14 protein-coding genes are annotated in these 14,930 nt (G+C 68.9%); 13 read left to right on the top strand and 1 reads right to left on the bottom strand.

The features are described from left to right. Positions 1-13 precede the first annotated feature (13 nt). Positions 14-709, bottom strand: coding sequence for a helix-turn-helix domain-containing protein (locus EV292_RS02980; protein ID WP_132907675.1), 696 nt, complete (start codon positions 707-709; stop codon positions 14-16). Positions 710-771: 62 nt separating this feature from the next. On the opposite strand from EV292_RS02980, the gene EV292_RS02975 reads away from it, so the two are divergent. The 13 genes from EV292_RS02975 (at position 772) to lpdA (ending at position 14,928) form a co-directional block, all read left to right on the top strand. After that, positions 772-1,203 carry a VOC family protein gene (locus EV292_RS02975; RefSeq protein ID WP_132907674.1) on the top strand — a complete coding sequence of 144 codons (432 nt, stop codon included), beginning with the start codon at positions 772-774 and terminating at the stop codon, positions 1,201-1,203. Next, positions 1,181-1,309: a hypothetical protein gene (locus EV292_RS23320; protein ID WP_279432392.1), complete on the top strand. Its 129-nt coding sequence runs from the start codon at positions 1,181-1,183 to the stop codon at positions 1,307-1,309. Before EV292_RS02975 ends, EV292_RS23320 begins: the two co-directional genes overlap by 23 nt. 142 nt (positions 1,310-1,451) lie before the next feature. Next, positions 1,452-2,153, top strand: a complete 702-nt coding sequence (locus EV292_RS02970; RefSeq protein ID WP_132907673.1) for a glutathione S-transferase family protein — start codon at positions 1,452-1,454, stop codon at positions 2,151-2,153. Beyond that, on the top strand, positions 2,150-2,866 hold the full coding sequence (locus EV292_RS02965; RefSeq protein ID WP_132907672.1) for a DUF1428 domain-containing protein: 717 nt from the start codon (positions 2,150-2,152) through the stop codon (positions 2,864-2,866). Before EV292_RS02970 ends, EV292_RS02965 begins: the two co-directional genes overlap by 4 nt. 11 nt (positions 2,867-2,877) lie before the next feature. Next, positions 2,878-4,125: a VOC family protein gene (locus EV292_RS23420; RefSeq protein ID WP_207913323.1), complete on the top strand. Its 1,248-nt coding sequence runs from the start codon at positions 2,878-2,880 to the stop codon at positions 4,123-4,125. 131 nt (positions 4,126-4,256) lie between these two features. Then, on the top strand, positions 4,257-5,039 hold the full coding sequence (locus EV292_RS02950) for a succinate dehydrogenase iron-sulfur subunit (protein ID WP_132907670.1): 783 nt from the start codon (positions 4,257-4,259) through the stop codon (positions 5,037-5,039). Between the two features lie 499 nt (positions 5,040-5,538). After that, positions 5,539-6,633, top strand: a complete 1,095-nt coding sequence (gene zapE, locus EV292_RS02945; protein WP_132907669.1) for a cell division protein ZapE — start codon at positions 5,539-5,541, stop codon at positions 6,631-6,633. Between the two features lie 126 nt (positions 6,634-6,759). Beyond that, positions 6,760-7,725, top strand: a complete 966-nt coding sequence (mdh, locus tag EV292_RS02940; protein WP_132907668.1) for a malate dehydrogenase — start codon at positions 6,760-6,762, stop codon at positions 7,723-7,725. Between the two features lie 53 nt (positions 7,726-7,778). Continuing rightward, positions 7,779-8,075 (top strand): GIY-YIG nuclease family protein, encoded by a 297-nt coding sequence (locus tag EV292_RS02935; RefSeq protein ID WP_132907667.1) that lies wholly within the window; start codon positions 7,779-7,781, stop codon positions 8,073-8,075. Between the two features lie 66 nt (positions 8,076-8,141). Further along, positions 8,142-9,032 carry a succinate--CoA ligase subunit alpha gene (sucD, locus tag EV292_RS02930; protein ID WP_132907666.1) on the top strand — a complete coding sequence of 297 codons (891 nt, stop codon included), beginning with the start codon at positions 8,142-8,144 and terminating at the stop codon, positions 9,030-9,032. Positions 9,033-9,117: 85 nt separating this feature from the next. Next, positions 9,118-12,090, top strand: a complete 2,973-nt coding sequence (locus EV292_RS02925) for a 2-oxoglutarate dehydrogenase E1 component (protein WP_132907665.1) — start codon at positions 9,118-9,120, stop codon at positions 12,088-12,090. 77 nt (positions 12,091-12,167) lie between these two features. Further along, a complete protein-coding gene (gene odhB / locus EV292_RS02920; protein ID WP_132907664.1) occupies positions 12,168-13,424 on the top strand; it encodes a 2-oxoglutarate dehydrogenase complex dihydrolipoyllysine-residue succinyltransferase in 1,257 nt (418 codons plus the stop codon). 103 nt (positions 13,425-13,527) lie between these two features. Then, positions 13,528-14,928 carry a dihydrolipoyl dehydrogenase gene (gene lpdA, locus EV292_RS02915; RefSeq protein ID WP_132907663.1) on the top strand — a complete coding sequence of 467 codons (1,401 nt, stop codon included), beginning with the start codon at positions 13,528-13,530 and terminating at the stop codon, positions 14,926-14,928. The last annotated feature ends 2 nt before the right edge of the window (positions 14,929-14,930 follow it).

The raw sequence follows: 14,930 nt of genomic DNA, 5'->3' as shown, positions 1-14,930 counted from the left end.
GAACGCGCCCGCGTCAACCCGCCGCGGGCGCCGCGGTTGCCTTGGCCGGCAGGTGGAACAGGTCGATGAACGCCTCCGCCGCGGCGCGATCGCCGCCGAAGCGCAGACTGCCCGCCGCCTCGGCCGCGGCGATCGGCAGCTTGCCGTAGACGATCGCGGCCATGGTCTGCGGGTCGGTGTCGAACACCGCGTCGCCGAAAGCGGGCGCGCGCTCGATCGGCAGCGCGCCGTCGGCGAGTCGCGCCACGAACGAGTCGCGTCCGAACAGGAAGCCGATCGTCATCGGCCCGCGCGCGCGGGAGACGTCGACCATCGTGCGCAGCGACATCATCATCGAGGCGGCCGACAGCGGCAGCGTCGGATCGTGGTCGGGCGAGCGCGCCGCCCAGCGCCCCAAGGTCATGATCGCGGGCTCGGCCTCATAGCCCCATTCGGTCAGCGCATAGCCGGTGGCGCGGCCGGGCAGCTCGACCTTCTCCAGCACCGCCGTCGCCGCGAGCCGCTCGAGCCGCTGCGTCAGCACGTTGGCGCTGATCCCGGGCAGGCCGGCGCGCAGCTCGGTGAAGCGGCGCGGCCCGAACATCAGCTCGCGCACGATCAGCAGCGCCCAACGCTCGCCGAGCAGCTCCATCGCCAGCGCGGTGCCGCAGGCGTCGTCATACCAGCGCTCGCGGGCCGCCGGCCTTTTTGTTACATTTTCTAACTTCATGGTTGCTTTAAATAACCACACGGTTCATCGTTCCACAAGAGACGAGCGAGGGAGATCGCACCATGGAGAGGATGATTTTCGTGAACCTGCCGGTGGCCGACGTGGCCGCCTCCACCCGCTTCTACGAGGCGCTGGGGTTCAAGCGGAACCCGGACTTCTCGAACGATCAGGCGTCCGGGATGGTCTGGTCGGACTCGATCTGGGTGATGCTGCTCGGGCACGATTTCTACCGCACGTTCACCCCCAAGACGATCGCGGACACGCGCAGCACCAGTGCGGCGCTGCTGTGCCTCTCCTGCGCCTCGCGCGACGAGGTCGACCAGCTCGGCGCGGCGGCGCTGGCGGCGGGCGGGCGCGAGCTGCACGGTGCCGACGACAAGGGTTTCATGTACGGCCGCGCCTTCGACGATCTCGACGGCCACGGCTGGGAAGTGATGCACATGGATGCGAACGCCATGCCGGCCGAGCAGCATGACGCCGCGGTGCCGGCCTGAGCCGGGCGCCGCGCGGCGCGTGCTCGACCGGCCGCTGCCGCTCGGGCTGGCCGCGTTCGTGACGACCGCGGCGCTGCTGTGGCAGGCCGCCGCCGTCGGCGGCTGACGAGACAACGGAGAGTAGAAGACCGTCATCCCGGCCTCGAGCCGGGATCCATGGTCCCGCCGACGAAACAGTCGTAGTGCGCGCGGCGGGATGGATGCCGGGTCGAGCCCGGCATGACGGGAAAGCCAGAGGAGAGGCTCCCATGCAACCCGTGATCACCGCGTTCGACTGGGTCCCTGATTTCGCGCGCGGCCAGGTACGCGACCTGCGCGTGCGCTGGGCGCTTGAGGAGGTCGGCCAGCCCTATCGTGTCCGCTATCTCGCGCAGGGCGAGCAGAAAGCACCGCCGCACCGCGCGCGCCAGCCGTTCGGCCAGGTGCCGACCTATGAGGAAGGCGAGCTCGTGCTCTACGAGTCGGGCGCGATCGTGCTGCATCTCGCCGACAGCCGCGACGGGCTGCTGCCCGACGATCGCCTCGGCCGCGCGCGCGCCACCGAATGGGCCTTCGCCGCGCTCAACACGGTCGAGCCGCCGATCATGGACCATGCGATCGCGACGCTGTTCGAGGCGGACCAGCCCTGGTCGAAGCCGCGCCTGCCCGCGGTGGAGGCGCGCATCGCCGAGCGACTCGGCGAGGTCGCGGCGCGGCTCGGTGAGCGCGAATGGTATGACGGCGCCTTCTCCGCCGGCGACCTGCTGATGGTCGCGGTGCTGCGTATCCTGCGCGACCACCCGTTGCTCGCCGCGCAGCCGACGCTCGCCGCTTATGTCGCGCGCGGCGAGGCGCGACCCGCCTTCCGCCGCGCGCTCGCCGATCAGCTCGCCGGCTTCACCGGCAGCCCGCCGCCGGGCTTCGCCGAATGGATCGCGAAGCGGGCGACCATGGCGGAGCAACCGGCATGAGCTACGTCGACGGCTTCATCACCCCGGTCGCGACCGCGGCGCGCGAGCGCTTCGCCGAGCACGCGCGCGTCGCCGCGGCGATCGTGCGCGAGCATGGCGCCCACCGCGTGGTCGACACCTGGGGCGAGGACGTGCCCGCGGGCGAGCGCAACGACATCGCCGGCGCGGTACGGCTCGGCAACGACGAGACGCCCAGCTTCGGGTGGATCGAGTTCGCCGACCGCGCCGCGCGCGACGCCTTCGGCGAGGCGATCGTCACCGACGAGCGGCTCGCCGCGCTCGGCCTGCCGCCGTTCGATGTCTCGCGCATGATCCTCGGCGGCTTCGAGGTGATCGTCGACACCGGGCGCGGTGCAGCGCCGGGCTTCGTCGACGGCTATGTCCTGCCGGTGCCGCTGACGCGCCGCGCCGACTATGTGGCTCTGGCGGAAGCCGCCTCGCCGGTGTTCCTCGACCATGGTGCGCTCCGCCACGTCGAGGCGTGGGGCGATGACCTTCCCGCCGGCGAGACGGTCGATTTCCGCCGCGCCGCGCTAGCCCAGGAGGACGAGACCGTCGTCTTCTCCTGGGTCGAGTGGCCCGACCGCGCCACGCGCGATCGCGCGACCCCGCTGGTGATGGCGGACGAGCGCATGGCGAACCTGCCGACGCCGCTGCCGTTCGATAGCAAGCGCATGATCTACGGCGGCTTCGCCATACTCAACGACAAGTGAGGAGGAAGAGGATGACCGACCGGGAAGGACTGCCGATCTGGTACGAGCTGCTCGCCCGCGACCCCGACGCGGCCGAGCGCTTCTACACGCACGTGCTGGGCTGGTCGGTGGAGCGGCCGCAGCTTGCCGCCGCGCCCGATTATCGCGTGCTCGCCGCGCCCGACGGCGACGGCGTGGCGGGGCTGATGGCGGTGCCGCCGGGCGCGCCGATGGCGCCGGGCTGGCTGTTCTATCTCGCCGCCGACGATGTCGACGCGACGGTGGAGCGGGTCACCGCGGCGGGCGGCGCGGTGGCGATGCCGGCGACCGACATCCCCGAGGTGGGCCGGATCGCGCTGGTGGCGGACCCGCAGGGCACGCTCTTCTACGTCATGCGCGGCGACGGCGATGAGTCGCGCGCCTTCCGCACCGCCGATACCGCCACCGCGGGTCACGCGGTGTGGAACGAGCTGACCGCGCCCGATCAGGACGCCGCGCTGGCCTTCTACGCCGGGCTGTTCGGCTGGCGGCACGAGGGCGCGCTGCCGATGGGCGAGCTCGGCGACTATAAGTTCGTCCACTCGGGCACGACCTGCCTCGGCGCGACGATGAACAGCTTCGCCGGCAAAGGACCGGGCTGGCAGTTCTACTTCATGGTCGACGACGTCGACGCCGCGGTGGAGCGGCTGACCGGCGCGGGGGGGGCGTGTGGTACAGGGGCCGGACGAGATCCCCGGCGGCAGCTTCTCGGTGGTCGCGGCGGATCCGGAGGGCGCGGCGTTCGGCTTCGTCGGCGAGCGGCGGGCGTGATGGACAAGGTGTCGGTGTGGCTGTGGTGCGACGGCACCGCGGAAGAGCAGGCCGCCTTCTACACCGGGCTGGTCCCCGGCAGCGCGATCACGGGCGTGTCGCGCGCGCCGGCGGACTATCCCGCGGGCAAGGCGGGCGACGTGCTCACCGTCACCTTCACGCTGGCGGGGCGATCGTTCGCGATGCTCAACGGCGGTGCCGGTCCGGCGCACAGCGAGGCGATGTCGCTCCAGGTCGACTGCATCGACCAGGCCGAGGTCGACCGCTGCTGGGACGCGATCCTGGCGAACGGCGGGACCGAGGTGGCGTGCGGCTGGATCAAGGACCGCTGGGGCGTGGCGTGGCAGATCGTCCCGCGTCGCCTCACCGAGCTGATGCAGGATCCGGTGCATGGGCCCAAGGCGATGCAGGCGATGATGGCGATGGTGCGGATCGACGTCGCCGCGCTGGAGCGCGCGATCGCCTCTTGAGCGCGCGGCCATAATCTCTAGGAAGGCGGCCTCGGTCACGTTTGCGGCCCGCCCCGCGATCGTGTACCCGCCCCACGAACGGCGCCGGTGCGCCTCCTGCGCGCCGACGGCCCAACGAAGTAGAGACGCGCATGGCCGAGTTCACGCTCCCCAAGAACAGCAAGATCAAGGGTGGCCGCAAGGTCGCCTCGCCGCAGCCGGGCGGGACGATGCGCAACTTCAAGGTCTATCGCTACGATCCCGATTCGGGCGAGAACCCGCGCTACGACACGTTCGAGGTCAATCTCGACGAGTGCGGCCCGATGGTCCTCGACGCACTGATCAAGATCAAGTCGGAGCAGGACAGCTCGCTGACCTTCCGCCGCTCGTGCCGCGAGGGCATCTGCGGTTCCTGCTCGATGAACATCGACGGGCGCAACGGCCTGGCCTGCACGACCGCGATCGAGGACGTGAAGGGCGAGATCAAGATCACCCCGCTGCCCGCGATGGACGTGATCAAGGACCTCGTCCCCGATTTCACGCGCTTCTACGCTCAGTACGCCTCGATCACGCCGTGGCTGCAGACGGTGACGCCGCCGCCCGCGGGCAAGGAGCGGCTCCAGTCGCCCGAGGAGCGCGCCAAGCTCGACGGCCTGTACGAGTGCATCCTGTGCGCCTGCTGCTCGACCTCGTGCCCGAGCTATTGGTGGAACTCGGACAAGTTCCTCGGCCCGGCGATCCTGCTCCAGGCGTATCGCTGGCTTGCCGACAGCCGCGACGAGATGACCGGCGAGCGGCTCGACGCGCTCGAGGACCCGTTCCGCCTGTATCGCTGCCACACGATCATGAACTGCGCCAACGTCTGTCCGAAGGGGCTGTCGCCCGCTAAGGCGATCGCCGAGATCAAGAAGATGGAAGTCGAGCGGATCGTGTGATCGGCGGGGTGAGCGTGGCGGGCTCGTGAAGTCGGCTCCTCCGCCCTTATCTTAGACGCGCCCTCCTCGCCTCCCCTTCCCGACCACCCCGGCGAACGCCGGGGTCCAGTTGGGGGACGTTGCTTGAGGCCATCGCGGCCCTCCCACCGGAAGCTCGGCGTCCGCGCGACCTTTGCAAGAGGCGCGCAACACTCCCGACTTTCCGTCATCCCGGACCTGTTCCGGGATCCACTCTTCCGCAAAAGCAATGCTTTCGGAATGCGCGGCACGGTGGATCCCGGAACAAGTCCGGGATGATGGAGAGGTTGCGCACAAGTCCCGCATTCGGCGGGGTGGTCTGATGGCGGCCCGGAAGGCGCCACCCACCGCATCATCCCCGTCGTGGGTCAGGTATCGCTCCCTCCACGCCACACAACGTCACCATCGTGAGGCTTGATCCCCTCGCCCGCTATCCCCACAGACGTCACCATGCTGCGGTGCAGCGCCGCGAAGGGTGACGATGGGAAAAGTAAGTGACGCCTACCGGCGGCTGATCGCCGACGACGAACTCCGCCCCGATCCCGAGCAGGAAACCGCGGCGCTGCGGCTCGACGCGCTCGCGCAGGAGCTGGAGAAGCCGCGCACGATCGGCCTGTTCCGCCGCCGTCGCGTCCCCGCCAGGGGCGTCTACCTCTGGGGCGACGTCGGCCGCGGCAAGTCGATGCTGATGGACCTGTTCTTCGCCAACGTCGCGGTGGCGAGGAAGCGCCGCGTCCATTTCGCCGAGTTCATGCTCGAGGTCCACGCCCGCATCGCGGTCGAGCGGCGCAAGGAGGAAGGCGACCCGATCCTCCCCGTCGCCGAGGCGCTCGCCGACGAGGCGCAGCTGCTCGCCTTCGACGAGATGATGGTGACCAACTCGCCCGACGCGATGATCCTGTCGCGGCTGTTCACCGCGCTGATCGAGGCCGGCGTGACCGTCGTCACCACCTCCAACCGCGCCCCCGCCGACCTCTACAGGAACGGCCTCAACCGCGAGCATTTCCTCGGCTTCATCGCGCTGATCGAGCAGCGGCTCGACGTGCTCGCGCTCAACGGCCCGGTGGATTACCGCCGCGACCGGCTCGGCGCGCACCAGACCTGGCTCGTCCCCAATGGCGAGCAGGCCACCGCCGAGCTCTCCGCCGCTTTCTACCGCCTCACCGACTATCCGCCCGAGGACCGCGACCATGTCCCCAGCGAGGAGCTGGTGGTGCAGGGTCGCACATTGCGTGTTCCCAAGACGCTCAAAGGCGTGGCGGTGTTCGCGTTCAAGAAACTGTGCGGCGAGGCGCGCGGCGCCGCCGACTATCTCGCGGTCGCGCGGCGCTATCACACCGTCATCCTCGTCGGCATCCCGATCCTGGGTCCGGATAACCGCAACGAGGCGGCGCGCTTCGTCGCGCTGATCGACGCTTTGTACGAGCACAAGGTCAAGCTGCTCGCCGCCGCGGACGCCGAGCCCGACCAGCTCTACCCGCGCGGCGACGGCGCGTTCGAGTTCCGCCGCACCGCCAGCCGGCTCGAGGAGATGCGCTCCGAGAGCTACTTGAGCGAGGGGCACGGCACCGGTTGACCCTTATTGCTCCTGCGAACGATGTGCAACTTAACTTTGGCTTAGGCGGTTTTAGCGGGTTGCCGGATGCGCCCGAAGGGCGTAGGCGGCTGTTCCATTCACGGCTCGGCATCAGAGAGGGATGGGATGGCCCGGAAGAAGATCGCGCTGATCGGCGCCGGTAATATCGGCGGCACGCTCGCGCACCTCGCGGCACTCAAGGGTCTGGGCGACATCGTCCTGTTCGACGTGGTCGAGGGCGTACCCCAGGGCAAGGCGCTCGACCTCAGCCAGTGCGGCCCGGTCGAGGGCTTCGACGCCTCGATCAAGGGCTCGAACGACTATGCCGACATCGCCGGCGCCGACGTGATCATCGTCACCGCCGGTGTCGCGCGCAAGCCCGGCATGAGCCGCGACGACCTGCTCGGCATCAACCTCAAGGTGATGAAGGCGGTCGGCGAGGGCATCCGCGACAACGCGCCCGACGCTTTCGTGATCTGCATCACCAACCCGCTCGACGCGATGGTCTGGGCGCTGCGCGAGTTCTCCGGCCTGCCGCACCAGAAGGTGGTCGGCATGGCGGGCGTGCTCGACTCCGCGCGCTTCAGCCACTTCCTCGCCGAGGAGTTCGGCGTGTCGGTCAAGGACGTCAACACCTTCGTGCTCGGCGGCCATGGCGACACGATGGTGCCGGTGCTGGAATATTCGACCGTCAGCGGCATCCCGGTCAGCGACCTGATCGCGATGGGCTTCTCCACCAAGGAGAAGGTCGACGAGATCATCAAGCGCACGCGCGGCGGTGGCGGCGAGATCGTCGCGCTGCTCAAGACCGGCTCGGCCTATTATGCGCCGGCGACCAGCGGCATCGCGATGGCCGAGGCCTATCTCTACGACCAGAAGCGCATCCTGCCCGCGGCGGCGCATCTCTCGGGCCAGTACGGCATCGATGACCTGTACGTCGGCGTGCCGGTGGTGATCGGCGCGGGCGGCGTCGAGAAGATCGTCGAGGTCTCGCTCTCGGACGAGGCCAAGGCCAACCTCCAGGTCTCGGTCGACGCGGTCAAGGAACTGCTCGTGGCGTGCAAGGGCATCGACGGCTCGCTGGGGGCTTGAACGAATAGCTGTGCCCCGGCGAAGGCCGGGGCCCAGTTGGGAGAAGTCCCGAGGTGGAGAAGGCCGGCTTCGTCTACATCATGGCGAGCGGACGAAACGGCACGATCTACATCGGCGTCACCAGCGATCTGCCCAAACGTGTTGGGGAGCATCGCAGCGGCGTCATCGGCGGCTTTACCAAAAAGCATTATTGTCATCGTCTCGTCTGGTACGAGGCGCATGAGAGCATCGAGGCAGCCCGGCATCGCGAGCTGCAGATGAAGGAATGGAAGCGGGCGTGGAAGCTGCGCGAGATCGAAGGGCTCAATCCCGATTGGGACGACCTGTACGATCGCATCGCGTCGCCATGACCGCCATCGCAACTGGGCCCCGGCCTTCGCCGGGGCACGAACATCGCCCGATCTAGGGAGACGGACTTGAGCATCCTCGTCGACAAGAACACCAAGGTCATCACCCAGGGGATGACCGGCAAGACCGGCACCTTCCACACCAAGGCGGCGCTGGACTATGGCACGCAGATGGTCGGCGGCGTGACGCCCGGCAAGGGCGGCACCACGCACGAGGAGCTCGGCCTGCCGAACTTCGACACCGTCGCCGAGGCGGTCGCCAAGACCGGCGCCACCGCGTCGGTGATCTACGTGCCGCCGCCCTTCGCCGCGGACTCGATCCTGGAGGCGATCGACGCCGAGGTGCCGCTGATCGTCGCGATCACCGAGGGCATCCCGGTGCTCGACATGGTCCGCGTCAAGCGCGCGCTGTCGGGCAGCAAGTCGCGGCTGATCGGCCCGAACTGCCCGGGCGTGCTGACGCCGGGCGAGTGCAAGATCGGCATCATGCCGGGCAACATCTTCAAGAAGGGCTCGGTCGGCGTCGTGTCGCGCTCGGGCACGCTGACCTATGAGGCGGTGTTCCAGACCTCGAACGCCGGGCTCGGCCAGACCACCGCGGTCGGCATCGGCGGCGATCCGGTCAACGGCACCAACTTCATCGACGTGCTCGAGCTGTTCCTCGCCGACGAGGCGACCCAGTCGATCATCATGATCGGCGAGATCGGCGGCTCGGCCGAGGAAGAGGCGGCGCAGTTCCTTCGCGACGAGGCGAAGCGCGGCCGCAGCAAGCCGATGGCGGGCTTCATCGCGGGCCGCACCGCCCCCCCGGGGCGCCGCATGGGTCACGCCGGCGCGATCGTCTCGGGCGGCCAGGGCGGCGCCGAGGACAAGATCGCGGCGATGGAGGCGGCCGGCATCAAGGTCGCGGCGAGCCCCAGCGAGCTGGGCTCGACGCTGCTGAGCGTGCTGAACAAGTAAGCGACCCAGCCGTTGCCCCGGTGTCCGCCGGGGCAACGCGCGGCATGATCCCGGCGTGGGCCGGAACGACGAAGGTAGAGGCGTCATGGGCTACGAAGGCCAGGATTTCAGCGATATCGCGGGTAACGTCAGCCCGGCGTTCATCGACGCGCTCTACGCCCGCTTCAAGGAATCGCCCGACTCGGTCGAGACCGGCTGGCGCAGCTTCTTCGAGGGGCTGGAGGGATCGATGAGCGCGCCGTCGTGGCAGAACAAGCGCTGGCCGCTCACCACCACCGACGACCTCACCGCCGGGCTCGACCCGACGCAGATGGAGCCCGCGCCCAAGCCCGCCAAAAGCGGCAAGCCCGCCCCCGCCGCGCCGGCGGCCCCCGCCCCGTCGCAGGACGCGATCGTCAAGGCCGCGGCGGACTCGATCCGCGCGCAGCTGCTGATCCGCACCTATCGCGTCCGCGGTCACCTCGCCGCCAACCTCGACCCGCTCGGCCTGTCCTCGGCGCGCGAGCTGCCCGCCGACCTCAAGACCGACTATCACGGCTTCTCCGACGCCGACATCGACCGTCCGGTTTATCTGGGCGGCTCGCTCGGGCTGCAATGGGCGACGATCCGCGAGGTGGTCGACACGCTGCGCGCCAATTACTGCGGCAATGTCGGCCTCGAGTATATGCACATCGCCGATGTCGAGGAGCGCAAGTTCCTCCAGGAGCGGATGGAGGGCAAGGACAAGGGCGTCGAGTTCACCACCGCCGGCAAGAAGGCCATTCTCACCAAGGTGATCGAGGCCGAGCAGTGGGAGAAGTTCCTCGGCCGCAAGTATGTCGGGACGAAGCGCTTCGGGCTTGACGGCGGCGAGAGCATGATCCCCGCGCTCGAGAGCGTGATCAAGTACGGCGGCGCCGCGGGCGTCAACGAGATCGTGTTCGGCATGGCGCACCGTGGCCGGCTCAACGTGCTCGCCAACGTCATGGCCAAGCCGCTGCGCGTGATCTTCCACGAGTTCGCGGGCGGCTCGGCGCACCCCGACGACATCGGCGGCTCGGGTGACGTGAAGTACCACCTCGGCACCTCGACCGACCGCGAGTTCGACGGGCACCATGTGCACATGTCGCTGGTCGCCAACCCGTCGCACCTCGAGGCGGCGGACCCGGTGGTGCTCGGCAAGATCCGCGCGATCCAGACGATCGCCAAGGACCTCGACACGCACGCGCGCTCGCTGCCGGTGCTGATCCACGGCGACGCCGCCTTCGCTGGCCAGGGCATCGTCTGGGAGTGCTTCGGCTTCTCGGGTATCCGCGGTTATAACACCGGCGGCTGCGTCCACTTCGTCATCAACAACCAGATCGGCTTCACCACCAGCCCGCAGTTCGCGCGCTCGTCGCCCTATCCGTCGGACGTCGCCAAGGGCGTCCAGGCGCCGATCTTCCACGTCAACGGCGACGATCCCGAGGCGGTCACCTTCGCGACCAAGATCGCGATCGAGTATCGCCAGAAGTTCCACCGCGACGTCGTGATCGACATGTGGTGCTATCGCCGCTTCGGCCACAACGAGGGCGACGAGCCCGGCTTCACCCAGCCGCTGATGTACAAGGCGATCCGCAGCCACCCGCCGGTCAGCGAGATCTACGGCAAGCGCCTGATCGCCGAGGGCGTGGTCGACCAGGCCTTCATCGACGACAATGTCGGCCAGTTCACCACGCTGCTCGAGGGCGAGTTCGAGGCGGGCGCGAGCTACAAGCCCAACAAGGCGGACTGGTTCGCGGGCCGTTGGTCGGGGCTGCACGCGCCGGCCGATGCGGAGAGTTCGCGCCGCAGCGTCGACACCGGGATCGAGCAGAAACTGTTCGACTCGATCGGCCGCACGCTGACGACCGTCCCCGACAGCATCGCGATTCACAAGACGCTCGCGCGCGTGCTCGACGCCAAGCGCCAGATGTTCACGACCGGTGAGAACTTCGACTGGGCTACCGGCGAGGCGCTGGCCTTCGGCTCGCTGCTCCACGAGGGCTATGGCGTTCGCCTGTCGGGGCAAGACTCGGGCCGAGGCACCTTCTCGCAGCGCCATGCCGTCTGGGTCGACCAGAACGACGAGCACAAATACGTGCCGCTCTGGACCGTGCCGCACGGCAGCTTCGAGGTGCTCGACAGCCCGCTGTCCGAATATGGCGTGCTCGGCTTCGAATATGGCTATGCGCTCGCCGACCCGAAGACGTTGGTGCTGTGGGAGGCGCAGTTCGGCGACTTCGTCAACGGCGCGCAGATCATGATCGACCAGTTCATCGCCGCGGGCGAGGCCAAGTGGCTGCGCGCCAACGGCCTGGTGATGCTGCTGCCGCACGGCTACGAGGGCCAGGGCCCCGAGCACAGCTCGGCGCGCCCGGAGCGCTTCCTCCAGCTGTGCGCCGGCGACAATATCCAGGTCGCCAACTGCACCACGCCCGCGAATTATTACCACCTGCTGCGCCGGCAGATGCACCGCAACTTCCGCAAGCCGCTGATCGTGTTTACGCCCAAGTCGCTGCTGCGGCACAAGCTGGCGGTCAGCAGCGCAGCGGACTTCGTCGGCGACACGCACTTCCGCCGCATCCTGTCGGACACCAACGGCGCGCCCGACGCGCAGACCAAGCGGCTGGTGCTGTGCACCGGCAAGGTGGCGTACGACCTGATCGAGGCGCGCGACGCGGCGGGTGACACCGAGACGCAGATCGTCCGGATCGAGCAGCTCTATCCCTTCCCGACCGACGCGCTGGCCGAGCGGCTCTCGCGCCTGACCGCGCTGGAGGAAGTGATCTGGGCGCAGGAGGAGCCACGCAACAACGGTTACTGGTTCTTCGTCGAGCCGCTGATCGAGGAGGCGCTCGGTCTCGCCAAGTCGCGCGTCGCGCGCCCGCGCTACGCCGGCCGCGCCGCCGCTGCCTCGCCCGCGACTGGCCTGATGAAGCGCCACCAGGCCGAGCAGGGCGCGCTGATCGCCGACGCGCTCGGACACAATGTGCGCGACGAGATCCGCCGCACGCGCGAGCTCGACACGACCAAGAAGGCGGCGCAGCCGACCGCCTGATCGATCCAGCGCCCCGGCATCGTGCCGGGGCGCCCCGTTTGATGCTAGACCCCGCGCTCGGGATGACGAGGTACACAATGGCAACCGAAGTTCTGGTCCCCACGCTGGGCGAGTCGATCACCGAGGCCACCGTCGGCGAGTGGCTGAAGCAGCCGGGCGAGGCGGTCGCCGCCGACGAGCCGATCGCCAGCCTCGAGACCGACAAGGTCTCGGTCGAGGTCCCCTCCCCCGTCGCGGGCGTGATGGGCCAGCACGCGGTGAAGGTCGGTGACACGGTCGAAGTCGGCGCGCTGATCGCCACGATCGAGAGCGGCGACGGCGCCGCCGCGTCGGGCAGCCCCGCTCCCGCCCCGGCGGCGAGCGCGCCCCAAGCGGCGGCGGCGTCGGCCGCGCCGGTCGCGGGCGGCTATGGCAATCACGGCGAGACGCCGGTCACGACCAACGCGCCCGCCGCGCTGTCGCCGTCGGTGCGCCGCGCGGTGCTCGAGCATGGCGTCGATCCCTCGACCGTGAAGGGCACCGGCAAGGACGGCCGCCTTACCAAGGAGGACGTCGCGGCCGCGGCCTCGACCAAGCCCGCCGAGGCGAGTGCCGCGCCGGCGCCGCAGACCCCCTCGGTCGCCGCGTCGAGCGGCCGCAAGGAAGAGCGCGTCAAGATGACGCGGCTGCGCCAGACGATCGCCAAGCGCCTCAAGGAGGCGCAGAACAGCGCCGCGATGCTGACGACGTTCAACGACGTCGACATGACCGCAGTGATCGAGGCGCGCGCCAAGTACAAGGACCTGTTCGAGAAGAAGCACGGCGTCCGGCTCGGCTTCATGGGCTTCTTCGTGAAGGCCGCGACGATGGCGCTGAAGGACATCCCGTCGGTCAACGCCTCGATCGAGGGCGACGAGATCGTCTACCACGATTACGCCGACATCTCGGTCGCGGTCTCGGCGCCCAACGGCCTCGTCGTCCCGGTGATCCGCGACGCGCAGGCGCTGTCGGTCGCCGGCATCGAGAAGACGATCGGCGACTTCGGCAAGCGCGCCAAGGACGGCACGCTCAAGATGGACGAGATGAAGGGCGGCACCTTCACCATCTCGAACGGCGGCGTGTTCGGATCGCTGATGTCGACCCCGATCATCAACCCGCCGCAGTCGGCGGTGCTCGGCCTGCATCGTATCGAGGAGCGCCCGGTGGTCCGCGACGGCCAGGTGGTGGTGCGCCCGATGATGTACCTCGCGCTCAGCTACGATCACCGCCTGATCGACGGCCGCGAGGCGGTGACCTTCCTGGTCGCGCTCAAGAACGCGATCGAGGACCCGACCCGGATCCTGATCGACCTGTAAGTTCCCTATATACGCGATGACCGTCACCCCGGCGAAGGCCGGGGTCCAGTTCGACGGTCGGACTGGATACCGGCCTACGCCGGTATGGCGGCGGAGGAAGACGATGGCTGACGAACAGCAGTACGACTATGACGTCCTCGTGATCGGCGCCGGGCCGGGCGGTTATGTCGCCGCGATCCGCGCCGCGCAGCTCGGGCTTCGCACCGCCTGCGCCGAGAGCCGCGAGACGCTGGGCGGCACCTGCCTCAACGTCGGCTGCATCCCCTCCAAGGCGATGCTCCACGCCTCCGAGCTGTACGACCATGCCGCCAACGGTGCGATGGCGAAGCTGGGGATCAGGACCCAGGTCGAGCTCGACCTCGAGACGATGCACGGGCAGCGCCGCGACGCGGTGAAGCAGCTCACCGGCGGCATCGAGTTCCTGTTCAAGAAGAACAAGGTGACGTGGCTCAAGGGCCGCGCCGCCTTCCAGGACGCGCACAGCGTCACCGTCGGCGACCAGCGCGTCACCGCGAAGAACATCGTGATCGCGACGGGCTCGTCGGTCACCGCGCTGCCGGGCGTGACGATCGACCAGCAGGTGGTGGTCGACTCCACCGGCGCGCTCGAGCTGCCGCGCGTGCCCGAGCATATGGTGGTGATCGGCGGCGGGGTGATCGGCCTCGAGCTCGGCTCGGTGTGGCGCCGGCTCGGCGCCAAGGTGACCTGCGTCGAGTTTCTCGACCAGATCCTGCCCGGCTTCGACGGCGATATCCGCAAGGAGTCGAACAAGATCTTCAAGAAGCAGGGTATCGAGTTCAAGCTCTCGACCAAGGTGACCAACGTCGCGGTCGAGGGTGGCAAGGCAGTATTGACGCTCGAGCCCGCGCAGGGCGGCGAGGCGACCACGCTCGAGGCCGATTGCGTGCTGGTGTCGATCGGGCGCCGCCCGAACACCGACGGGCTCAACCTTGAGGCCGCCGGGCTCGCGACCAACCAGCGCGGTCAGGTCGAGATCGATCACGACTTCCGCACCAAGGTCGACGGCATCTGGGCGATCGGCGACGTCGTCCCCGGCCCGATGCTGGCGCACAAGGCCGAGGACGAGGGCATCGCGGCGGCGGAGAACATCGCCGGCCAGCACGGCATCGTGAACCACGACGTGATCCCCTCGGTGGTCTATACCTGGCCCGAGATCGCAGGGGTCGGCCTCACCGAGGAGGTCGCGCGCGAGCGCGGCGAGGTGAAGGTCGGCAAGTTCCCGATGATGGCCAACAGTCGCGCCAAGACCAACCACGAGCCCGACGGCTTCGTGAAGGTGATCGCCGACGCCAAGACCGACCGCGTGCTCGGCGTGTGGTGCATCGCCACGGTCGGCGGCACGATGATCGCGCAGGCGGCGCAGGCGATGGAGTTCGGCGCCACCAGCGAGGACATCGCCTACACGTGCCACGCGCACCCGACCCACTCGGAGGCGATCAAGGAGGCCGCGATGGCGGTCACCGGCAAGCCGATCCATATCTGAGG

The organism is Sphingomonas sp. BK235 (assembly GCF_004345855.1).
Lineage (GTDB): Bacteria > Pseudomonadota > Alphaproteobacteria > Sphingomonadales > Sphingomonadaceae > Sphingomonas.
The sequence above is the reverse complement of the archived record's forward strand: the minus strand, read 5'-3'. Positions and strand labels throughout refer to the sequence as shown.